10 protein-coding genes are annotated in these 22,856 nt (G+C 74.2%); 5 read left to right on the top strand and 5 right to left on the bottom strand.

The window, feature by feature from the left end:
* Positions 1–3: 3 nt before the first annotated feature.
* Positions 4–5,427, bottom strand: coding sequence for a type I polyketide synthase (locus AW270_RS24660; RefSeq protein ID WP_061297858.1), 5,424 nt, complete (start codon positions 5,425–5,427; stop codon positions 4–6).
* On the bottom strand, positions 5,417–13,783 hold the full coding sequence (locus AW270_RS24655; RefSeq protein ID WP_063819321.1) for a type I polyketide synthase: 8,367 nt from the start codon (positions 13,781–13,783) through the stop codon (positions 5,417–5,419). The genes AW270_RS24660 and AW270_RS24655 overlap by 11 nt, the downstream gene beginning before the upstream one ends.
* Before the next feature lie 282 nt (positions 13,784–14,065).
* On the opposite strand from AW270_RS24655, the gene AW270_RS24650 reads away from it, so the two are divergent.
* Both AW270_RS24650 and AW270_RS24645 read left to right on the top strand, forming a co-directional pair.
* On the top strand, positions 14,066–14,623 hold the full coding sequence (locus AW270_RS24650; RefSeq protein ID WP_061297856.1) for a hypothetical protein: 558 nt from the start codon (positions 14,066–14,068) through the stop codon (positions 14,621–14,623).
* A 9-nt stretch (positions 14,624–14,632) separates the two neighbouring features.
* Positions 14,633–16,003 (top strand): condensation domain-containing protein, encoded by a 1,371-nt coding sequence (locus AW270_RS24645; RefSeq protein ID WP_061297855.1) that lies wholly within the window; start codon positions 14,633–14,635, stop codon positions 16,001–16,003.
* Between the two features lie 31 nt (positions 16,004–16,034).
* On the opposite strand, the gene AW270_RS24640 is transcribed toward AW270_RS24645, so the two are convergent.
* The 3 genes from AW270_RS24640 to AW270_RS24630 are packed head-to-tail and all read right to left on the bottom strand — an operon-like array spanning position 16,035 to position 18,982.
* Complete coding sequence (locus tag AW270_RS24640) at positions 16,035–17,237, bottom strand: pyridoxal-dependent decarboxylase, exosortase A system-associated (RefSeq protein ID WP_061297853.1); 1,203 nt, start codon at positions 17,235–17,237, stop codon at positions 16,035–16,037.
* The gene (locus AW270_RS24635; RefSeq protein ID WP_061297851.1) at positions 17,234–18,721 is read right to left on the bottom strand and encodes an acyl-CoA ligase (AMP-forming), exosortase A system-associated; all 1,488 of its coding nucleotides are present in this window, start codon (positions 18,719–18,721) and stop codon (positions 17,234–17,236) included. The genes AW270_RS24640 and AW270_RS24635 overlap by 4 nt, the downstream gene beginning before the upstream one ends.
* A gap of 3 nt (positions 18,722–18,724) precedes the next feature.
* On the bottom strand, positions 18,725–18,982 hold the full coding sequence (locus tag AW270_RS24630; protein WP_061297848.1) for a phosphopantetheine-binding protein: 258 nt from the start codon (positions 18,980–18,982) through the stop codon (positions 18,725–18,727).
* 190 nt (positions 18,983–19,172) lie between these two features.
* Between AW270_RS24630 and AW270_RS24625 the strand changes: the two genes are divergently transcribed.
* The 3 genes from AW270_RS24625 to AW270_RS24615 are packed head-to-tail and all read left to right on the top strand — an operon-like array spanning position 19,173 to position 22,830.
* On the top strand, positions 19,173–20,780 hold the full coding sequence (locus tag AW270_RS24625; RefSeq protein WP_061297846.1) for a condensation domain-containing protein: 1,608 nt from the start codon (positions 19,173–19,175) through the stop codon (positions 20,778–20,780).
* Positions 20,777–21,667 carry an LPD16 domain-containing protein gene (locus AW270_RS24620; protein ID WP_061297844.1) on the top strand — a complete coding sequence of 297 codons (891 nt, stop codon included), beginning with the start codon at positions 20,777–20,779 and terminating at the stop codon, positions 21,665–21,667. The genes AW270_RS24625 and AW270_RS24620 overlap by 4 nt, the downstream gene beginning before the upstream one ends.
* A gap of 8 nt (positions 21,668–21,675) precedes the next feature.
* On the top strand, positions 21,676–22,830 hold the full coding sequence (locus tag AW270_RS24615; protein WP_061297842.1) for a cysteine desulfurase family protein: 1,155 nt from the start codon (positions 21,676–21,678) through the stop codon (positions 22,828–22,830).
* The last annotated feature ends 26 nt before the right edge of the window (positions 22,831–22,856 follow it).

The raw sequence follows: 22,856 nt of genomic DNA, 5'->3' as shown, positions 1-22,856 counted from the left end.
CGGTCACCCCTCGTTGTCGATAAGCGCGAAGATCTCCTCGTCGGAGGCCGCGTCGATCCGGCCGGCCACGTCGTCGTCGCCGCCGGTCTCGCGCGCGGCGTCGGCGGCGGTGAAACGGTTGAGGCCGTTCTGCAGGAGCGCGACGACCTTGCTCCTGATGGCGTCACCGGCGGCTGCCGTGATCATCGACTCGACGTGTTCCAGCGCGCCGCGCAGCATCTCCACGGGCGAGTGGGTGGCCGGTGCGAGGCTCTTGAACAGGTAGTCGGTCAGCGCGTTCACGGTCGGGTGGTCGAAGACCAGCGTGGCCGGGAGGAGCAGGCCGGTCTCGGCGTTGAGCCGGTTGCGGAGTTCGACCGCGGTGAGCGAGTCGAAGCCGAGTTCGCTGAAGGCCCGGTCGAGGCCGACGCCGGCGGGATTCCCGTGCGCCAGGACGGCCGCGACGTGGGCGCGGACGGTGTCGGTGAGCAGGCGCAGCGCGTCGGGCTCCGACATTCCGGCCAGCCGTTCCCCGAGCCCGCCCGGCGTGCCCGGTCCGGCCGCCGGTCCTCCGGCCGCGACCCGGCGCGGGAGACGGACCAGGCCGTGCGCGATCGGGGGCAGGTCGCCCGCCTCGGCCCTGGCGCGCAGCCCGGCGGTGTCCCACCGGGCCGCCACGACGAGCGGTTCCTCGCTGCCGAGCGCCGCGTCCAGGAGGTCGAGGCCCTGCTCGGCGGTGAGGGGGGCGATGCCGGCGCGGGCCAGCCGGGCCGTGTCGGCCTCGGTCAGCGTGCCGGACATGCCCGATTCGGTCTCCCAGAGCCCCCAGGCGATCGACACCCCGGGCAGTCCCGCCTCGCGGCGGTGCGCGGCGAGGGCGTCCAGGAACGCGTTCGCGGCGGCGTAGTTGCCCTGCCCCGGGTTGCCGAGCACGCCGGCCAGCGAGGAGAACAGCACGAAGGCCGACAGCGGCAGGTCGCGGGTGAGTTCGTGCAGGTGCCAGGCGGCGTCGGCCTTGGGCGCGAACACGGTGTCGAGGCGGGCCGGGGTGAGTCCTTCGACGGTGGCGTCGTCGAGCACCCCGGCCGTGTGGACGACCGCGGTGAGCGGCCGGTCGGGCGGGACGAGCGCGAGCGCGGCGGCCAGCGCGTCCGGGTCGGACACGTCGCACGCGGCGACCGTCACCCGGGCGCCGTAACTGCCCAGGTGGGAGACGAGCAGCCCCGCGCCGGGCGCGTCCAGGCCGCGCCGGGAGACCAGCAGCAGATCCCGGACGCCGTGCCGCTCCACCAGCCGCCGGGCGACCAGGCTGCCCAGGCCGCCGGTGCCGCCGGTGACCAGCACCGTGCCCTCGCCGAGCCCGCCCGCCGGTCCGGCGGTCCGGCGGGCCAGCCGGGGAGCCAGCAGCGCGCCGTCACGGGCGGTCAGCTGCGACTCGCCCGCCTCCACGGCGGCGGCGACCGAACTCCAGTCGGTGAAGTCAGGCCCGGCCTCCAGCAGGACGAACCTGCCGGGGTGCTCGGACTGCGCCGACCGCACCAGGCCCGTCACGGCGGCCCCGGCCAGGTCGTCGGCGCGGGTGCGGAACACCAGGCGGGAACCGGCGAAGCGGTCGTCCGACACCCAGGCCTGGATCAGGCCGAGCGCCTGACCGGCCAGGTCGCGCAGGGCCGCGGGGACGTTCCCGCCGCCGTCGGCCGGGAGGGCCGGGGTGGTCACCACGAACTCGGGGACGGGCTCCAGCGACGGCAGGTGCTCCGGGTCCAGGAACGCGAACCCGGAACCGTTCCCGGCGGGCACGCTCACCTCCACCCAGTCCACGCCGTGCGGCACCGGGCCGGTCGAGGCGGCCAGCGCGGACGCCGGGACCGTCCGGGCCCGGAGCGAGTCCATCGAGAACACCGGCTGCCCCAGGGCGTCGGCCGCCTGGACGGCGCATCCGTCGGCGTCGACGGAGGAGAGCCGGACCCGCAGGCGGCGGGCCCCGGCGGCGAGCAGCCGCACCCCGCGGAACTCGAACGGGAGGCGGAGCTCCCCGGCGGCGGCGGTGTCGGCAAGCAGGATCGGGTGGAACATCGCGTCCAGGAGCGCGGGGTGGACGCCGTAACCGGCGACGTCCTGGTCGTCGTCGAGGGCGACCTCGGCGAGCAGGTCCTCGCCCTGCCGCCAGAGGGCGCGCACGGCCTGGAAGGCGGGGCCGTACTCGTAGCCGAGGTCGGCCAGCCGCTCGTAGCCGCCGTCGACCGGGAGGGGGACGGCGTCGGCGGGCGGCCAGGCGCCGGCCCAGGCGGCGGCCGTCACCGGGGCGGACGCCGCGCCGACGAGGCCGGAGACGTGCCGGGTCCAGACGGCGTCCGGCTCCCCGGCGGGTCGGGAGTAGACCCGGATCGGGCGGGGGCCCTCGGCGTGCTGGAGGACGACCTGCACGTCGACCGCGCCGCGCGAGGGCAGCACCAGCGGGGCCTCGAACATGATCTCTTCGATCCGGTCGCAGCCGATCCGGCCGCCCACGTCCAGCACCAGGTCCACCAGCGCCGCGCCGGGCAGCACGGCCGAGCCGAGCATCACGTGCTCGCCCAGCCAGGGCGCGGACGAGACGGCGAGCCGGCCGGTGAGGACCGTGGTGCCGTCGTCGGCGAGGTCGACGGCCGCGGCCAGCAGGGGGTGGCCCGCGTCGCGCAGCCCGGCCGAGGTCACGTCGCCGGTGCGCAGGAGCGAGCTGAGCCAGAACCGCTCGCGGTCGAAGGCGTAGGTGGGCAGCTCCACGTGCGCGCCGCCGCCCGACAGCGCCGCCCAGTCGACCGGGACCCCGGCGACGGCCACCCGCGCCAGGCAGTCGACGAGCGCGTCGGTCTCGGGACGCTGCCGCCGGTGCAGTGAGGCGATCACCGCGCCGGGGGCGGTGACGCAGTCGTGCGCCATCCCGGCCAGCACCGCCTCGGGCCCGACCTCCAGGAACGCGCGGACGCCGTCCGCCTCCAGCTCGGCGATCATCGGCTGGAACAGGACCGCCTGCCGGATCTGGTCCAGCCAGTACGACGGCTGCGTCCAGGTGGCGTCGCCGCCCAGGTTGGTGGCGGCCGGGACCCGCGGTTCGGTGAACAGGACGGTGCGCAGCTCGGCCTCGAACGCGGCGAGCACGGGCTCCATCAGCGCCGAGTGGAAGGCGTGGCTGACCGGCAGCCTGCGCGTGCGGCGGCCGAGTTCGCGCCAGCGCGCCCCCACCGCGAGCGTGGCCTCCTCGGGGCCGGACACGACGACGGAGGCGGGCCCGTTGACGGCCGCGAGGCCGACCTGCCCGGTGAGGCCGGGCCGCACCTCCTCGACGCCCGCCTCGATGGCGACCATCGCGCCGGGCACGTCCAGCGCCTGCATGAGCCGCCCCCTGGCGGCGATCAGCCGGGCCGCGTCGGCGAGCGACCAGACGCCGGACACGTGCGCGGCGGCGAACTCACCGACGGAGTGACCGGCCACGACGTCGGGCGTGACGCCGAGCGATTCGAGCAGCCGGTACGCGGCCACCTCGTAGGCGAACAGCGCGGGCTGGGTGTAGCGGGTCTTGTTCAGCAGGGCCGCGTCCGGCGTGCCGGGTTCGGCCCACATGACCTGGCGGAGCGGCCGGTCCAGGTAGCGGTCCAGGGCGGCGCAGGCCTCGTCGAGCGCGGCGGCGAAGACCGGTGAGGCGGCGGCCAGTTCGCGGCCCATGCCGGCCCGCTGGCCGCCCTGCCCGGTGAACAGGAACGCCAGCCGGGGGCGGTCCGGCGCGGTGCCGGTGATCCACTCGTTCCGCAGGTGCCCGCCGAGGCGGGCCAGCAGGGCCTCCCTGTCGTGGCCGACGACGACGGCGCGGTGCTCGAAACCGGCCCGCCGGGTCGCGAGGGCGTGCGCGACGTCGGCGGGGTCGATCGCCGGGTCGGCGCTGACCAGGTCGTGCAGCCGGGCGGCCTGTTCGCGCAGCGACGTGGCGGTGCGGGCGCTGAGCGGCCACGCGTGCGGGGCGCCGGCGACGGCGGGGGCCCGGACCGGGGGTTCCGGCTGCTCGGGGGCCTCTTCGAGGATGACGTGGGCGTTCGTGCCGCCGATGCCGAACGAGGAGACGCCGGCCCGGCGCGGGCGGCCCTCGCGGAACCAGCGGCGCGCGCTGGTCAGCAGCCGGATCCCGTCGGCCTGACCGGCCTGGGCCGCCTGGTCGGGCTGGATGCTCTGGGCGTCGGCCACGTGCAGGGTGCGGGGCAGCACGCCGTGCCGCATCGCCAGCACCATCTTGATCATGCCGGCCACCCCGGCGGCGGCCTGGGAGTGGCCGATGTTCGACTTCACCGAGCCCAGCCAGAGCGGGCCGTCCTTCGGGCGGTTCTGCCCGTACGTGGCGAGCAGCGCGCCCGCCTCGATCGGGTCGCCGAGCCGGGTGCCGGTGCCGTGCGCCTCGACGGCGTCGATGTCGCGGGTGGCCAGCCGGGAGTCGGCCAGCGCCTGCTCGACGACCTTCTCCTGGGCGGGGCCGTTCGGGGCGGTGAGCCCGTTGCTCGCGCCGTCCTGGTTGACGGCCGAGCCGCGGATGACGGCCAGCACGCGGCGGCCGGCCCGGCGCGCGTCCGACAGCCGCTCCAGCAGCAGGATGCCGGCGCCCTCGCCCCAGGCCACGCCGTCCGCGTCGGCGGAGAACGACTTGCACCGCCCGTCGGGGGCGAGCGCGCGCTGGCGGGAGAACTCGACGAAGGAGTCGGGGGTGGCCATCACGGTGACGCCCCCCGCGAGGGCCATCGCGCACTCGCCGCGCCGCAGCGCCTGCACCGCCAGGTGGATGGCGACCAGCGAGGAGGAGCAGGCCGTGTCCACCGAGATGGACGGGCCCTCCAGCCCGAAGGTGTAGGACACCCGCCCCGGCAGCACGCTCGGCGCGCTCGACACCAGCAGCGTGCCCTCGACCCCCTCGGGGACCGCGCCGTCGGTGAACCGCGAGGAGTAGTCGCTGTACATGTTGCCGACGTAGACCCCGGTCAGGCTGCCGCGCAGCGTGGCCGGGTCGATGCCGGCCCGCTCGAACGCCTCCCAGGAGATCTCCAGCACGAGCCGGTGCTGCGGGTCGGTGGCCAGCGCGGTGCGCGGGCTCATCCCGAAGAACGCGTTGTCGAAGTCGCCCGCGTCGTAGAGGAAACCGCCGTGCCGGGAGTACGACTTGCCCATCGCCTCCGGGTCGGGGTCGTAGAGGCCGTCGACGTCCCAGCCTCGGTCGGCGGGCATCTCGCCGATGGCGTCGCCGCCCGCGGCGACCAGGTCCCACAGCTCCTCCGGGCTGGTGACCCCGCCCGGGTAGCGGCAGGCCATGCCGACGATCGCGATGGGTTCGTGCCGGCGGTCGTCGCTGTCGCTGAGCCGTTGCCGGGTCTCCGCCAGCTCGACGGTCGCGCGCTTGAGATATTCGCGCAGCTTGTCCTCAGTCGCCATATTCGGACCTTTCCGGTGAGGACCTCAGGGGTGACGCCTTGGCCCGGTTGTCGAGCAGCGCGAAGATCTCCTCGTCCGAGGCGGAGCTGAGGCGCTCCGCCGCGTCCGCGTTGCCGCTCGGCCGCGCCCGGAGCCTGGTGGTCGTGGCGGCCCCGAAGGTTTCCAGGCCGCTCTGCAGGATCGCGACGAGCTTGTCGCGGAGGGAGTCCCCGTCGCCGTTGGCGGCGGCGACCATGGACGCGACCTGTTCGAGCGCGGCGCGCAGCGTGTCTTCGGCGGAGGGCGCGGCGGGCGCGAGAGTCTGGAACAGGTGGTCGGTGAGGGCCTCGACGGTGGGATGGTCGAAGATCAGCGTCGGCGAGAGCCGCAGCCCGGTGTCGGTGGTGAGCCGGTTGCGCAGCTCGACCGCGGTGAGGGAGTCGAAGCCGATCTCGCTGAAGGTGCGGTCGACGGCGACGCTGCTCGGGCCGCCGTGCGCCAGGACGGCCGCGACATGCGCGCGGACGACGTCGGTCAGGCGGGCGCGGGCGTCGTCGGGGGTGAGGTGGGCCAGGCTCTCGGCCAGGCCTCCTCGTCCGGCCGCCTGCTCGGCGCCCTTGCGCCCCTTCGCCGCCTTCGGGGCGCGGACCAGGCCGCGCAGCGGCGGGGGCAGTTCACCGGCCGCCGCCCTCGCGCGGAGCCCGGCGCGGTCCCAGGTCGCGGCCACCAGGAGGGGATCCTGGGCGGTCAGCGCCGCGTCGAGGAGCTCCAGGCCCTGCTCCGCGCTCATCGGGGCGATGCCGGCGCGGGCCAGCCGGGCCGTGTCGGCCTCGGACAGCGTGCCGGACATCCCCGCTTCGGTGTCCCACAGGCCCCAGGCGACCGAGACCGCCGGCAGGTTCAGGGCGTGACGGTGCGCGGACAGCGCGTCCAGGAAGGCGTTCGCGGCGGCGTAGTTGCCCTGGCCGGCGTTGCCGAGCACGCCCGCCACCGAGGAGAACATCAGGAAGGCGGTCGCCTCGGGGAGCAGTTCGTGCAGGTGCCAGGCGGCGTCGGCCTTCGGCGCGAACACGTTCTCCAGGCTCGCGGCCGACATGCCCTCGACGGTGACGTCGTCCAGGACGGCGGCGGCGTGGACGACGGCGGTGACCTGGCGACCGGCGAGGAGCGCCGCCAGCCGGGACCGGTCGGACACGTCGCAGGCCGCGACGGTGACGCGCGCGCCCATGTCCTCCAGCTCGGCGCGCAGCCCGGCCGCGCCGGGCGCGTCGGGTCCGCGCCGGGAGACAAGCAGCAGATCCTGTACGCCGTGCCGCTCGACCAGCCGCCGGGCGACCAGCGGGCCCAGCCCGCCGGTGCCGCCGGTGACGAGCACGGTGCCCGCGCCCAGCCCCTCTCCCCGCCCCTCGACCTGCCCCGAGACCTGCCCCGAGACCTGTCCCGAGATCTGCCGGCGGGCCAGCCGGGGAACCAGGACCGCGCCGTCCTCCGTCACGAGCTGGGTCTCGCCCGCCGCGACGGCGGCCGCGGCCGTGCCCCAGGCGGTGAACCCCTCTTCCACGTCGAACAGGACGAACCGTCCCGGATGCTCGGACTGCGCGGAGCGCACCAGCCCCCAGAGCGCGCCGCCCGCCGGGGAACTGCGCGCCCCCCGGGTGACGAACACCAGCCTCGACTTGGAGAACCGGTCGTCGCCCACCCAGGCCTGGATGAGGTTGAGCGCCTGGTTCATGCCGTCGTGCGCGCTGTAGGGGAGGTCGTCGTCGTCGGCCCCGATCGGCGCCAGCACGGTGGCGGGGACGCCGCTGACCGACATCTCCGCGACGGACACCAGGTCGTAGCTCCGTGGCGCGATCACCCCGGCCTCGTCCAGCGCCGCGCCGATCTCGTCGGCGAACGCGTCGAGCCCGACGACGGCCCAGCGCTGGTCGCCCAGGTCGGCGGCCGGGGTCTCCACCTCGGTCCAGTCGACGCCGTAGGTCTCGGCGGCGGGCCGCGTCGCGCCCCGGGGCACCCTGCGCAGGTGCAGCGCGTCCACCTCGGCGATCTTGAAGCCGGTCCCGTCGTAGATCGTCAGGGAGTCGCCCGACAGGTGCGCCCGGAGCGAGTCCGCGCCCCGGGCCGACACCCGTACCCCGGTCCAGGCGAAGGGCAGCAGCAGCGTGCCGGGGTCGCGCGCCTCGTCGGCCGCCTCCAGCACCAGGAGGTGGAGAGCCGCGTCCAGCAGCGCCGGGTGGAGGGTGAACCCCTCCCCGCGCAGCGGCTCGGGCAGCGCGACCTCCACGTAGGTGTCGGAGCCGGAGCGCCAGGCGGCGCGCAGGCCCTGGAAGGCGGGGCCGTACTGGTAGCCGTGCTCGGCCAGCCGCTGGTAGGCGTCGGCGACGTCCACGGGCGTGCCGGGCGACCACGTGGACGGCGCGGCCGTCTCCGGGGACGACGCGGCGAGGGAGCCGGACGCGTGCCGGGTCCACGGGTTCTCGGCGTCTCCGGCCGGGCGGGCGTGGATCGTGAACCCGCGCCGCCCGCGCTCGTCGGGGCGGGCGACCGCGACCTGGATCTCGGCCGACCACGCGCCGCGCAGCGGCAGGGGCGCCTCGATCGTCAGCTCCTCGACCTCCTCGCAGTCCGCGGCGGCCGCGGCGGCCAGCGCGAACTCCAGGAACGCCGTGCCGGGCAGGATCGCCTCGCCGTCGACGGCGTGGTCGCCCAGCCAGGGCGCGCCACCGCGCGTCAGCCGCCCGCTGAGCAGCAGCCCGTCGTCGCCGGCCAGCGCCACGACCGCGCCGAGCAGGGGGTGCCCGGAAGCGCCCATCCCCGCCGGGGCGTCGCCGCCGAGCCAGTGGCGGCTGCGCTCGAACGGATAGGTGGGCAGGTCGACGTGGTGGCCCGGCCCGCCGGGGAGCGCGGCGGCCCAGTCGATCTCGGCGCCCAGCGTGTACGCGTGGGCGACCGCCGTCAGGAACCGCGCGAGCCCGCCCTGGTCACGCCGGAGCGTGCCGGTGGCCCCGCCCGGCCGGTCGGCCGCCGCCAGGGTGTCCTGGACGTGGCCCGTCAGCGTCGGATGCGGGCTGGCCTCGATGAAGACCGGGACGCCCTCGAACGCCTCGACGGCCTGCTGGAACCGGACCGGGGTGCGGAGGCTGGTGAACCAGTAGTCGGCGGTGAGCTCGGCGGCGTCGAGGAACGCGCCGTCGCGGGCCGAGCAGAACGCGACCTCGGTCGGGCGCGGCGTGACGTCGCCGAGCGTGGCGAGCAGTTCCTCGCGCAGCGCCTCGATGTGCGGGGTGTGCGCGGCGTAGTCGATCGCCACCGGCCGGGTCCGCACGGCGTCGCCGCACTCGGCCGCGTACTCCGCCAGCGCGTCCAGGTCACCGGCGACGACCGTGCTGGCCGGGCCGCTGTACACGGCGGGCCACAGCCGGCCGTCCCAGCGCGCCAGGTCGATCCGGTCGGCCGGCAGCGACACGGCGAGCATCCCGCCGGTGCCGCCCAGCCTCATCAGCGCCCTGCTGCGCAGCGCCACGACCTTCGCCGCGTCCTCCAGCGACAGCGCGCCCGCGACGTACGCGGCGGTGATCTCGCCCTGCGAGTGCCCGACCACGGCCGTGGGATCCACCCCGGCCGACCGCCACAGCCCGGCCAGCGAGGCCATCACCGCGAACAGCACGGGCTGGATGACGTCGGAGCCCTCCAGTCTCGGCGCGCCCTCGGCCTCTCTCAGGACGTCGGCCACCGACCAGCCGACGTACGGCTTCAGCGCGTCGTCACAGCGGGCCAGGTGCTCGCGGAACACGGCGCTGGACGCCAGCAGCTCGACGGCCATCCCGGCCCACTGCGACCCCTGCCCGGGGAACACGAACACCGGCCGCGCCGAGCCCGATGCCACGCCCGTCACCACGGCCGCGTGCGGGGCGCCGTCGGCGAGGGCCGCCAGTCCTTCGAGCAGGTCGGCCCGGTCCCGCGCCACCACGACGGCGCGGTGGGCGAAGGTCGTCCGCCGGGCCAGCAGCGGCCCGGCCGCCGCCAGATCGCCGTCGGCGGCGTCCTCGGCGAACGCGCGCAGGCGCGCCGCGTGGTCCCGGAGCGCGCTGTCGGTCTTCGCCGACAGCACCCAGACCAGCGGGGAATCCGGGGAACTGGGCGTGACCTGCTCCGGCGCGCGTTCCAGGATGACGTGGGCGTTGGTGCCGCTGATGCCGAAGCTGGAGACGGCCGCGCGGAGCGGGCGGTCGCCCGGCAGGTCGACCTGTTCGGTGAGCAGGCGGACCTGGCCCGCCGACCAGTCGACCTGGGCGGTGGGCTCGTCGGCGTGGAGGGTGCGCGGGAGCGTGCGGTGCTCCAGCGACTTGACCATCTTGATCAGGCCGCCGACCCCGGCCGCGGCCTGGGTGTGCCCGACGTTGGACTTCAGGGAGCCGAGCCAGAGCGGCCGGTCCGGAACGCGGTCCGCGCCGTAGGCGGCGATGATCGACTCGGCTTCGATGGGGTCGCCGAGCCGGGTTCCGGTGCCGTGCGCCTCGACCACGTCCACGTCGGCGGGCGACAGGCGGGCGTCGGCGAGCGCCTGGCGGATGACGTCCCGCTGGGCCTGGCCGCTCGGCGCGGTGAGGCCGTTGCTCGCGCCGTCCTGGTTGATCGCGCCGCCCCGCAGGACGGCCAGGATCGGGTGGCCGTGCCGGAGCGCGTCGGACCGCCGTTCGAGCAGGAGCATGCCCACGCCCTCGCCCCAGCCGGTGCCGTCGGCCCGGTCGGAGAAGGCCTTGCAGCGGCCGTCGGCGGCCAGGCCGCCCTGCCGGCTGAACTCGACGAACAGCCCGGGGTTGGACATCACGGTCGCGCCCCCGGCCAGCGCCAGCGAGCACTCGCCCCGCCGCAGCGCCTGCATGGCCAGCACGATCGCGACCAGCGACGACGAGCACGCCGTGTCGACCGTGATCGCCGGGCCGCGCAGGCCCAGCGCGTAGGCGATCCGGCCGGAGGCGACGCTGAGGGCGGTGCCGGTCAGCAGGTGGCCGTCGGCGACGCCGGTCGGCTGGTGCAGGCGCGGCCCGTAGTCGGAGGACATCGCGCCGACGAAGACGCCGGTGGGGGTGCCCTCCAGCGTGGCCGGGTCGAGGCCGCCCCGTTCGACGGTCTCCCAGGAGACCTCCATCAGCAGCCGCTGCTGCGGGTCCATGGCGACCGCCTCACGCGGGCTGATCCCGAAGAACCCGGCGTCGAACAGGTCCGCGCCGGTGAGGAAGCCGCCGTGGCGGGTGTCGCTGGCGCCCGACAGCACGTCGAGGTCCCAGCCCCGGTCCTCGGGGAACTCGCCGACGGCGTCGGCCCCGGCGCGCACGAGCCGCCACAGCTCCTCGGGCGTCGACACGCCGCCGGGGTAGCGGCAGCCCATCGCGACCACGACGATCGGGTCGCCGTCGGGCCCGGCCCGCTCGACCGGGGCGGCGGCGACGGTGGCGCCGCTGGTCAGCGTGTGCAGATGGTCGGCCAGCCGGTCGGGTGTCGGGTGGTCGAACAGGAGCCCGGCGGGCAGCCGGGTCCCGAGCGCGGCGCGCAGCCTGGCCCGCAGGTCCTCCGCCGCCGCCGACTCGAAACCGAGGTCCTTGAACGTCCGGTGCGGCTCCACGGCCGTGCCGTCCTGGTGCCCGAGGACACCGGCGGCGGTGCTGAGGACCAGGTCGCGGATCTCCCGCCGCGAGAGCCCGGCAGGCACGTCGACGGTCTCCGGGGTGACCTCCACCGATGTGGGACGGGACACCGTCGCGGCCAGGCCGAACCGGCGGCGCTGGAACGGGTAGGTCGGCAGGTCGACCCGCCGTGCGCGCGCGTCGCGCGGGGCCGCCCAGTCGACGGGCGCCCCCCACGTGTACGCCTCGGCCAGCGACCGGGTGAACCGGCCGGGCCCGCCCTCGCCGCGCCGCAGCGACCCGACGACCGCGACGTCCAGCTCGGCGGCCTCGGCCGTCTCGGCGACGCTCGCGCCGAGCACCGGATGGGGGCTGCACTCGACGAACAGGGCGGCCCCGAGGTCGAGCGCCGACCGGGTGGCCTGCGCGAACCGGACCGGCTGCCGCAGATTGCGGTACCAGTACCCGGCGTCGAGCCCGGAGGTGTCCATCGGCTCGCCGGTGAGGGTGGAGACGAACCGGATCGCGGAGCGCACCGGCCGGATCGGCGCCAGCGCGGCGACGACCTCGTCGCGGACGCTCTCGACCTCGGGCGAATGGGACGCGTAGTCGACCGGCAGCAGCTTGACCCGGTGCCCGTCGGCGGCGAGCCGCTCCCCCAGTTCGGCCAGGACCGCGCGCGGCCCGGACACGACCGCCGAACGCGGGCCGTTGAACGCGGCCACGCCCACCTGCGGCGCGAGCGGGGCGACGGCGGCCTCGACGACGTCGAGCGGCGCGGCGACCGACATCATCGCGCCGCGACCGGCGATCCCGGCGATGGCCCGGCTGCGCAGCGCCACGACGCGCGCCCCGTCGGCCAGGCTCAGCGCCCCCGCGACGGTGGCCGCGGCGATCTCGCCCTGCGAGTGCCCGAGCACCAGATCGGGTTCGACGCCCCTCGCCCGCCACAGTCCCGCGAGCGACACCATGACCGCCCACAGCGCCGGCTGCACGACGTCGACCCGGTCCAGGCCGGGCGCGTCGGGGGCGCCGCGCAGGACGCCGAGGACGGAGTAGTCGACGAACGGCGCGAGCGCGGCGTCACAGGAGGCGACGAGCGCGGCGAACTCCGGCGACCCGTCGAGGAGCTCCGCGGCCATGCCCGCCCACTGCGACCCCTGGCCGGGGAAGACGAACGCCCGCAGGCCGGAGACGACCGTCCCGCTCACGACCGACTCGCCGGGCCGCCCGCCGGCGAACGCGTCGAGCGCCTCACCGCGGTTCTCGCCGAGGACGACCGCCCGGTGCTCCAGGTGTGCCCGGGTGTTGATCAGCGAGAGCGCCACGTCGGCGTCGCCGAGAGCCGGTTCGCCGTCGATCCGGTCGCGCAGGCGTCCGGCCTGGGCCCGGAGCGCCTCGGCCGACCGGGCGGAGATCACCCAGGGCAGTCCGTTGTCCGTGGGGTCGGCGCTCGGGGCCTCGGCAGGAGCCGGGGCCTCCGCGAGGACCAGATGGCAGTTGGTGCCGCCCATGCCGAACGAGCTGACCCCGGCGACCAGCCGGCCGCCGGGCGCGGGCCACGGGCGGGCGGACGTGACGACCTGGAGGGCCAGGTCGGCGAGGGGGATGTCCGGGTTCGGGCTCTCGAAGTGGAGGCTGGGCGGCAGCTCGCGGTGCTTGAGACTGAGAACGGTCTTGACCAGACCGGCGACGCCGGCCGCGCCTTCGAGGTGGCCGATGTTCGTCTTGACCGACCCGACCAGCAGCGGATCCCCCGAGGGGCGCGATCCGGCGTGGGCGGCGCCGAGGGCGGCGGCCTCGATCGGGTCGCCCACCTTCGTGCCGGTGCCGTGCAGCTCGACGTACTGGACCTCGGCTGGGGCGACCCCGGCGGCGCGGCGGGCCAGCGTGATGACCTCCTGCTGGGCGCGGGCGCTCGGCACGGTCAGGCCGTCGCCGCCGCCGTCGTTGTTGACGGCCCCGCCGAGGATCACGCAGTGCACCGGGTCGCCGTCGGCGAGCGCCGCCGCGAGCGGCTTGAGGACGACGAGCGCGCCGCCCTCGCCGCGGACGTAACCGTTGGCGCGGCTGTCGAAGGTGTGGCAGCGCCCGTCGGGGGACAGCGCGCCGAAGCTGCCGATGGCGGCGGTCGTCCGCGCGAGCAGGTTCAGGTTGACGCCCCCGGCCAGGGCCAGGCCGGTCTCGCCCCGGCGCAGGCTCTCGCACGCCAGCTCCACCGCCACCAGCGACGACGACTGCCCGGTGTCCAGCGTGAGGCTCGGGCCGCGCAGCCCCAGGAAGTACGAGACGCGGTTGGCGATCATGGCCCGGTTGGCGCCGATGTAGGTGTGCCGGCCGGGTTCGCCGAGCAGGGCGGCGTGGTCGTTGGAGATCGCGCCGACGAACACCCCGGCCGCCGCGTCCCGCAGGGAGGTGGGGGCGACCCCGGCGTTCTCCAGCGCCTCCCAGGCGAGCTCCAGGACGAGCCGCTGCTGCGGGTCCATGGCGGCGGCCTCGTTCGGGGAGATCCCGAAGAAGGCGGCGTCGAAACCGTCCACGTCGCCGACGAACCCGCCCCGGCCGGGCGCGGCGGCGTCCGGCCACCGGCCGTCGGGGACCTCGGTCACCGCGTCCACGCCGTCCCGGAGAAGGCGCCAGAAACGCTCGGGGGTGTCCGCCCGGGGAAGCCGGCAGGAAAGGCCCACCACAGCGATCGGCTCGACCGACGAATCGCGCCGGGCGTCCGACTGAATCGAGTCCTGAACCATGAATGCGCCACCTCTGGCCGTAATATCCATACGGGAAAAACGATGGACACCAGCGTTATTCAAATGGTCACCACTGGAAGTTACTGCGACCCTACGGGCGGCTCCCCGCAGCGGGCCACGATCGCGTGCTGGCACCTTGTTGCCAGTAGCTAGCTGCCATCACCGCCCCGCGCGAGCGCCTTGACATGACCGCGCGCGAGCTCTGATGCTGGTAAGACCCGTCAATAGCGGCCGAAATCGAATTGACGCACCGCACAGAATTCATCTCCAGGGAGAACTCTTTTGGCAGAAGAGGCGCCATTCGACCCGGCGCTGCTCTGGGCCGCCTCGGCCGGGGTCTGCGTGGTCGCCGGCGGCGTGCTGCTCCTGCTCCGGGGGGTCGATCCGCTCGCGTCCGCCGTCTGGGCGGCGGGTCTGGTGGCCTGCGTGCTCCTGGTGGTGGCGCGGCGGACCGAGCCCGAACCGGTGTCGGCGCTGCGGTGGGGTTCCGCGCTCACCCTGGCCGGAGGCGCGGCCGGGCTCGCCGTCGGCGGAGAGATCACGCCGTTCCTGGCGGCGCACGCGCTGCCGGTCGTCGTGCTGTCCGCCGCGGTGCTGCGGCCGCTGGCCCGCCGCACCGGCTGGGTGCGGTCCGCGCCGGTCAGGGTGCGGCTCACGTGGACCGTCGCGGGATCCTACGCCGGCCTGGCCGCCTTCGGCCTGATGCAGGATCTGCGGGGGCTGCCGTTGATCCATCCCGACGTGGCCAGCCTGGTCACGCTGGGGACCATGGCCGAGATCGCCGTCGCCGTCGCCATCGCCGTGCTCTGGCACGGACGGCAGCACGTCACGAACCGCTAGGAGACACCGATGCCCGACGACGCCCCCCTCAGCCACGGCCAGCTCTTCAGCTGGCGCGAGATCGAGCGCTATCCCGACGACTGGATGCAGGACGCGAACCTCCCCATCGTCTGCGACCTGCGGGGACTGCCGATGGCCCGGGTCGAGAACGCGCTGCGCGTGCTGATGGACCGGCACGAGCCGCTGCGCACCACCTACCACGTCGTCGACGGGCAGCCGGTGCAGCGCGTCCACGAGTCGGCCGACCTGCCGATCGAGCGGATCGACCGGGTGGTCCGCGACTGGGAGGACCCCGAGGACACCAAGGACGAACTCTGCGCGGAGCCGTTCGCGATGGAGGGCGGCCTGCTCTGGCGCGGGCGCATGATCACCACCAACGGGTCGGCGGTGTTCCTGGCGCTGTCCTTCTCCCACCTGATCATGGACATCTGGTCGATCAACCACCTGACCGACCAGTTCAGCGCCCTGATCGCCGACCCGGGGGCGGTCGCCGAACTCGGCCCGACCCCGAGGGAACTGGCCCGCGAGCAGCGCACCGAGCGGTGGCGGGACCGGCAGGAGGCCTCCGAACGGTACTGGCGGCGCACCCTCGGCGACGTCCTGGCCGACCCGCTGCCGACGCTGCCGGCCAAGGAGAAGCGCGACCGCATCGAGGCCACCCTCCACTCGCACCGCCTCGGCGGGCTGGCCGCGCTGGCCGCCCAGAGGCTCGGCGTCACCGCGCCCGCGCTGGTGATGGCGCTGGTCACCGCCGGGCTGGCCCGGCACCTCGACACCGACACGGTGACGATGAGCCTGATGGCCTCCAACCGGTTCTCGCCGGAACACCACCATGTGATCGGCACGATGAACCAGCTCGTCCCGGTCGTCGCGACGGTCGACCCCGGGGCGCCGCTGGGCGAGCACGTCAAGCGTCTCCACTGGGCCGGGGCGAGGGCCTACCGCTACTCCGCCTACGACTTCGACCGGATCGCCGCCCTGGCCGCGGAGGTCGCCGAGCGGCGCGGCGACGACCTGGCGCACGACTGCTGGGTGAACCAGCTGTTCCGCTGCTGGTTCAACTACGTGCAGCTCGACCGCCGGCCGTCCGACGCCACCGCCGACACCCCGGCCGAGCTGTCGTGGACGCCGCTGGCGCAGCAGTACGGCCAGCCGTTCCGGGTCAGGGTGACCGTGGCCAACGGCCGGACCAGCGTCTTCATGCTCGCCGACCCGGCGATCATCCCGGCCGAGAGCATGGCCGGTCTGCTGCGCACGATCGCGCTCGGCGTCCAGGTCGCCGCGACGGCCCCGGAGACCAGCCTCAAGGACCTGTGGGACGTCGGCCACCAGACCGTCGCGCCGTCGCTGTTCCCCGCGACCGTGCCGCTGCCGGAGTGAGCGGTGCCGGGCCCGGCCCGGCACCCCTTTCTCACACGAGGATCTCGGCCGGCGCCGGGTGGCCGAGGAAGGCCGTGGGGCTCGCCGTGAGGCCGTATGCGCCGGCCTGGAACACCACGACCAGGTCGCCGATCTCGGCTCTGGGGAGTTCCACCCGGTCGCCGAGCAGGTCGAGCGGGGTGCACAGGCGGCCGACCACGGTGACCGGCCCGTCGGCGGGCCGGCCCATGCCGTCGGCCACGGCCATCGGGTAGTTGCGCCGGATGACCTGCCCGAGGTTGCCCGAGGCCGCCAGGTAGTGGTGCATCCCGCCGTCCACGACCACGAAGGTCGTCCCCCGCGATTCCTTCCGGTCGACGACCCGGGTGACGTACACGCCGGCCTCGCCGACCAGGTAGCGCCCCAGTTCGACGACGACGCGGGCGTCCGGCAGCCGCGGGGTGATCCGCTCGCGCAGCAGCCGCGCCAGGTTGCCGCCGATCGGCTCCAGGTCGAGGGGCTGGTCGCGGCGCGAGTACGGGATGCCGAACCCGCCGCCGAGGTTGAGGTAGCGGATGGGCGGCGACACCTCGGCGAGCCCGAGGACCAGGTCCACGGTGCGCCGCTGCGCCTCGCAGATGTGGTCGGCGCGCAGGTTCTGCGAGCCCGCGAAGACGTGGAAGCCCTGGAAGTCGACGTCGTCGCCCAGCCCGGCGAGCATGCCGGGCACCCGTTCGGCGTCGACCCCGAACTGCTGCGGCCCGCCGCCCAGGCGCATCCCGGAGCCCTTCACCGTGAAGTCGGGATTGACGCGGATCGCGATCCGGGCGGGGATGCCGAGGCCGGCGCCGATCGCGCGCACCCTGGCCAGTTCCGTCTCCGACTCCAGTTCCACCGTCACACCGGCCGCGACCGCCTGCGTCAGTTCCCCGGCGGTCTTGCCCGGCCCGGCGAAGCTGATCCGATCGGCGGGCACGGGCGTGTCGAGCGCGTGCCGCAGCTCCCCCGCCGAGGCCACGTCGAAGCCGTCGACCAGCCCGGCGAGATGCTGGAGCAGGGCGGGCATCGGGTTGGCCTTGACCGCGTAGCTCAGCTGGACCCCGGCGGGCAGGGCGGCGCGGAGGGAGGCGACCCTGCGGGTGACGCGGTCGCGGTCGTAGGCGAAGAACGGCGTGCTCCCGACACGGGCGGCGAGCCTGCCGAGAGGGATCCCGCCGACGGTCAGCCACCCGTCGCGGTTCCCCTCCCAGGTCACCGGACCGCCTGACGGCGCAGTTCGGCCCGGTCGAACTTGCCGTTCCCCGAGCGGGGCAGCGCGTCGGCGAGGATGAACCGGCGCGGCACCATGTACCGGGGCAGGTCGCGTTCCATCGCCCGGCGCAGCTCGTCGGGGGTCGTGGTGGCGGCGGTGAGCACGGCGTGCAGCGCCACCTGCTCGCCCAGGTCCTCGTCCGGCACGCCGACCGCGACCGCCTCGGTGACCAGGCCGGTGGCGTAGGCCGCCTCCTCCACCTCGGTCGGGCTCAGCCGGTATCCGGAGGTCTTGATCATGTCGTCGGTGCGTCCGACGAAGTAGATGAAGCCGTCCTGGTCCCGGTAGGCGACGTCGCCCGACCAGACGGCGATCTCCTCGGCGCCGGGCGGGAAGGACCGGAACCGCGCGGCGGTGCGGGCGGGGTCGTTCCAGTAGCCGAGGGACACCAGCGGTCCCCGGTGCACGATCTCCCCCTCCTCGCCGGGGTCACAGACCGAACCGTCCGCCCGGACGACCAGGACCTCCGCCTCGGGGATCGCCTTGCCGATCGATCCGGGCCTGCGGTCGATCTCGGCGGGGTCCAGGTAGGTGGAGCGGAAGGCCTCGGTCAGGCCGTACATCAGGAAGGGGGTGGCCTGGGGGAACGTCTCGCGCAGCCAGGCCAGGGTGGTCGCGGGCAGGCGGCCGCCGGTGTTCGCGAAATAGCGCAGGCCCCGGGTCGCCTCTTCCGGCCATCGCTGGGTGGCGAGCTGGGTCCACAGCGGCGGCACGCAGGTCAGCGCCGTCACCCCGTGCCGGGCGCAGAGCCGGACGACGTCGCGGGGCAGCAGGTAGTTGACCAGCACCACATGCGCTCCGGCCAGGAACGCGGTGGTGAGCTGGCTCAGCCCGGCGTCGAAGCTCAGCGGCAGCGCCGCGAGGACCACGTCGTCGGCGGTGTGGCCGAGGTAACCGGCGACGCTCCGCGCGCCCGCGAGCAGGTTGCCGTGGCTCAGCACGACGCCCTTCGGCCGTCCGGTGCTGCCGGACGTGTAGAGGATGGCCGCGATCGGCCCGGCGGGAGCGGTCGCTCCGCTCTGATTCTCGAAGCCCTGATCCTCGAAGCCCTGATCCTCGACGCCCAGCTCCTCGATCAGCGACGTGGGCACCGCGGCGTTCAGCGTGCGGGCCCGTTCGGCTGTCGTGAGCAGGAGCGCCGCGCCGCAGTCCTCGATCACGTACTCGACCTGCCGCGCCTTGAAGAGCGGATTGATCGGGACGAAGACCCCTCCGGCCGCCGCCACCGCGAAAATGGCCACGACTGTTTCGAGCCGCTTCTCCGCGTATACGGCGACCCGGGCGCCTGGCTCCAGGCCGCGCAGCCTCTCGGCCGCCCGCGCGACCCGGCTCCGCAGCTCGCGATAGGTGAGCGTCACGTCCTTGTAGGTGACCGCCGCATGATCGTCGGCGCCGGGCCGCAGCAGGTCGTCCACGCGCGTCGGCACGGCTCAGAGCCCGGCCGTCGCGGAGTCCAGCAGCGCCGACAGGCGCGCCCACAGCGACCCCACCGTCGCGAACGTCTCCTCGTCGAGGATGTCGTCGGGCAGCTCCTGGTCGTAGCTGTCCTCCAGATCGACCAGCAACTGCACCACCCCCATCGAATCCAGCCCGAGCGCGGTGAGCTCGTCGCCGGGGGCCAGATCACCGGGCCCCGCATAGGGCAGATGCCGGCGAAGAATGGTCTGGAACTCGTGAGGTATTTCCATCACGGTCTCCTCACAATCCCTGCGCTGAATTACCTCGTTCAGGGTCGTTGAATTCCGCGACGACTGTCAACGAAGGGCTCTGGCAGCTTTTTGCCTCAGAGAAGATGCCAGCGGCGGCCCAGGACGGGGGACGTCTTCTCATTTAGCCTGAGTAGGCTGAACCGTTCAACCGCAGGAGGCCGGGTCGCCGATGAACATGAATCTCGGCTGGGGCCAGCATTACATCTGGCTCCGTTACCACGAACTGCCGCCGAACGCTCGTCACAATACACATATCATTCTGAATCTAGAGATTCCAGCGGGCGTCACGGTCCAGAACTGCAGGGCTATTCTCAATCAGACCGTCCGCAGGCACGAGACGCTGCGCACCACCTACCACTTCGACCACGACGGCGACCCCTACCGGGTCGTCCGCCCGCCCGGCCCGTGCCCCCTCATCGTGCTGTCCGCCGAGAGGGACGGCACGGCCATGCCCGCCGAGGTCGTGGACGGGCTCGGCACGGCCGAGTTCGACATCGCCGAGGAGTGGCCGATCCGGGTCGTCATCATCACCGACGAGGGGGTGCCCCGGAAGGCGGTCGTGGTGCTCAACCATCTCGCGGTGGACATGTGGACGGTCACCGAGCTCAAGCGCGAGATGTGGGCGGCCTGCGCGGGCGTGGCGGCCCGGCGGCCCAGCGCGATCGAACCGGTCCGCCAGCGCCCCTCCGACCACGTCCGGCACGAGGCGTCCCTGGACCCGGCGCCGGCGCTGGCCTACTGGGAGAAGGACATCGAGGCCATGCCGGCCGACGGGTTCGGCGACCGCCGCCGGCCCGCTCAGCCCGGCCGGCCCGTGGAGACGCTGCGGGCCTCGCTGGTCTCGCCGGCGCTGCTGGGCGCCTCGCAGCGGATCGCCGCCCGCCACCGGGTGTGGCCGTCGCAGGTGCACCTGGCGGCGTACACGGCGCTGATGGCCGCCTACACCGGCGGCCCGTCCTTCGACCATCTGACGTTCACCGGCAACCGCGAGAGCGGCCCGTACGCGAACGTGTGGACCTGCATGTTCTCCCCGCTGCTCATGCGGGTCGACGTGCGGGACGACCCGCCCTTCGCGGAGCTGCTCACCCGCGTCGCCGATCGGTTCGAGCAGGCGCGGGAGCACGCCCACGTCCCCTACGACGCGGTGGTCGAGCTGCTGGCCAGGAAGGGCACCCGGCTGGCCTCGGAGTTCAACTTCATCAAGCAGCCCACCCTGGAGTCCCGCGCGCGGCGCAGCAGGGTCACCTGGCAGCCGGCGGCCGACGCCCACGGCACCGACACCTACGTCCGGGTCGACCAGTGGCAGGACTCCGTCGTGGTCGCGCTGAACGCCGCCTCCTCGGTCATGGACACCGACGCCGTCGAGCGTTTCCTGCGCGCCGTGGAGACCACGATCCTCACCTACGACGCGACGCGGGAGGGCCTGCGGATCAGCGACATCGCCGCGCTGGCCGGCTTCGCCCCGGCGCCGCCGCCCACCCGGCGGCACGACCCGCGCGAGGTCCCCGAGCCGGGGGCGGCGGAGGCGCTCGCGGCCGCCGTGGGCCGGGCGAACGGAATCGCCGGCGTCGACCTTTCCCAGAACTACGCCGACACGGGGGGCAGGGTCCTGCGGATCCCGCGGGTGCTCGCCCTGCTCCGGGACCTCGGGTGGGCGGGGATCACCCTCCACCAGCTCACCGGCGTCACGCCGCTGAGCGCCCTGGCGGGCCTGCTCGCCCCCGTGCCGGACCTCGCTCCGTCTCCAGAATTACTACAACCCGGAGTTCGATCATGACTGAGCTGTTCGCGGAGACCATCAGCAAGTCCGACCAGCTCGTGGCCTCGGAGCAGGAGCTCCGCACCGCCATCGACCGCGAGCTCGCCGGCACGAACCTGGACGAACTCGTCGTCATGGGCGGCCACTTCATGCTGTTCGAGGAGGAGGGCACCGGCCGGCTCGTCCCCGGCGTCCTGGAGGAGCAGTCCTCCGCCCCGATGCGCGACCGGATCGCCGGCCGGGTCGGGATCTTCCCCCAGTACACCTGGCAGCTCTCGGTCGACCTGATCACGTCGTACGCCGGGATCGTCAAGGACGCCCGGCTGCTGCTGCTGATCAACGACTGGCAGTACGTCCCCACCGGCGGCCGTCCGGCCAGTGAGCTCCGCGCCGAGTTCCTCGAAGGCTTCACCGGCCTGCCCGGCGGCTACGAGCGGATCCTGCGCGAGGCCGGGCTCGACGCGGGGAGCGTGCTGCCCAGCCGGAAACACCCGCTGGCGTTCCCGGAGACGTGGCTCAAATACCGCTTCCAGAAGGCCGCCGACAAGTTCGTCAAGCAGGGCAAGCTCGAGAAGCGGGTGCTGGAGTCCGGCGCGAAGGACACCGAGGTCTCCTTCCTCGACGAGTCGGGCAACTACCGCACCCTCATCAGCTGCGGCGTCACCGGCTGCGCGGGCGAGATCACCGAGATGATCTCGGAGGTCCACCGGGCCGGATACCGGACCATCGTGATCTTCGCCCCGGGCGAGTGCCTGTCGCCGGTGCGGACCGGGGTCGAGATCGCGCTCAGCCTCTACGGGCTCACCGGCATGACCGTCGTGATCGCCGACCCCGGCGGCAGCGGCGAGATGTCCGCCGACGAGATCTACTCAAAGCTGGTGACGGTCAGCACCTTCCGGAGTTGAGGACGGACATGGACGTCATATACCTGGACAACTGCGCCACCACGCGGGTGGACGAAGAAGTGCTCGACGCGATGCTGCCGTATCTGCGGGAAGAGTTCGGCAACCCGTCCTCCCCTCACCTGCTGGGCAAGCGTGCCCGCAGGGCGGTGGACGGGGCCACCGGCTCGGTCGCGCGGCTCATCGGCGGCGACCCGGCCGGCGTCGTGTTCACCTCCGGCGCGACCGAGAGCAACAACATCGCGCTGCTCGGCGCGTTCGGCCACGACGAGCGCGCCCCGGTCAACGCGGTGTTCTGCCCCACCGACCACAAGTCGTCGCTGTCGGTCGCCCGCGCGCTGCGCGGGCGCGGCGTCGACATCCGCACCATGGCGGTCCGGGCCGACGGCGTGGTTGACCTGACCCGGTTCGCCGGCCAGCTCGACTTCGACACCCGGATCGCCACGGTGGCCTGGGTGAACAGCGAGATCGGCACCGTCCAGCCGGTCCGGGAGATGGCCGCGCTCTGCCATGAGGGCGGCGCCCTGCTGCACGCCGACGCCGCCCCGGCCGCGGGCCGGATCCCGATCGACGTGGCCGGCGCTGCCGTCGACACCCTGGCCATGTCCGCCCACAAGATCGGCGGCCCGAAGGGCATCGGCGTCCTGTACGTCCGCCCGGAGATCCGCCGCCGGATCCGCCCCATCACCTACGGCGGCGGCCAGTACGACCTGCGCAGCGGCACCATCCCCACCCACCTGACGGTCGGCCTCGGCAAGGCCTGCGAGCTGGCCGCGGCCCGGATGGAGGAGGACGGCCGGAAGGTCGCCCTGCTGCGCGCGACCGCGCTGGAACTGCTCACCCGCCGCATCCCCGGCCTGCGCCTCAACGGCTGCCCCGAGGCCGGCGTCCCGCACGTGCTGAACGTGGTGCTGCCGGGGGTGCGCGGCGAGAGCCTGGTCGCGAGCCTGCCGTCGGTGGCGCTGTCCACCGGGTCGGCGTGCAACTCCGACTCCCAGGAACCCTCACCCGTGCTCACCGCGATCGGGGTGAGCGCCGAGGACGCCAACAGCTCCGTCAGGATGTGCCTGAGCCCGCGCATGACCGTCGAGGAACTGGTCAGAGGACTGAACCTGGTCTGCGACCGGGCCCTGAGCCTGGCCGGAGTCGTGGCGGCGATGCGCTGAGAACGGACGTGCTGAGAACACGGGTC

This window comes from Herbidospora cretacea (assembly GCF_001570605.1).
Classification (GTDB): domain Bacteria; phylum Actinomycetota; class Actinomycetes; order Streptosporangiales; family Streptosporangiaceae; genus Herbidospora; species Herbidospora cretacea.
Note: the sequence above shows the minus strand (reverse complement) of the source record. Positions and strands in the feature narration are given on the sequence as shown.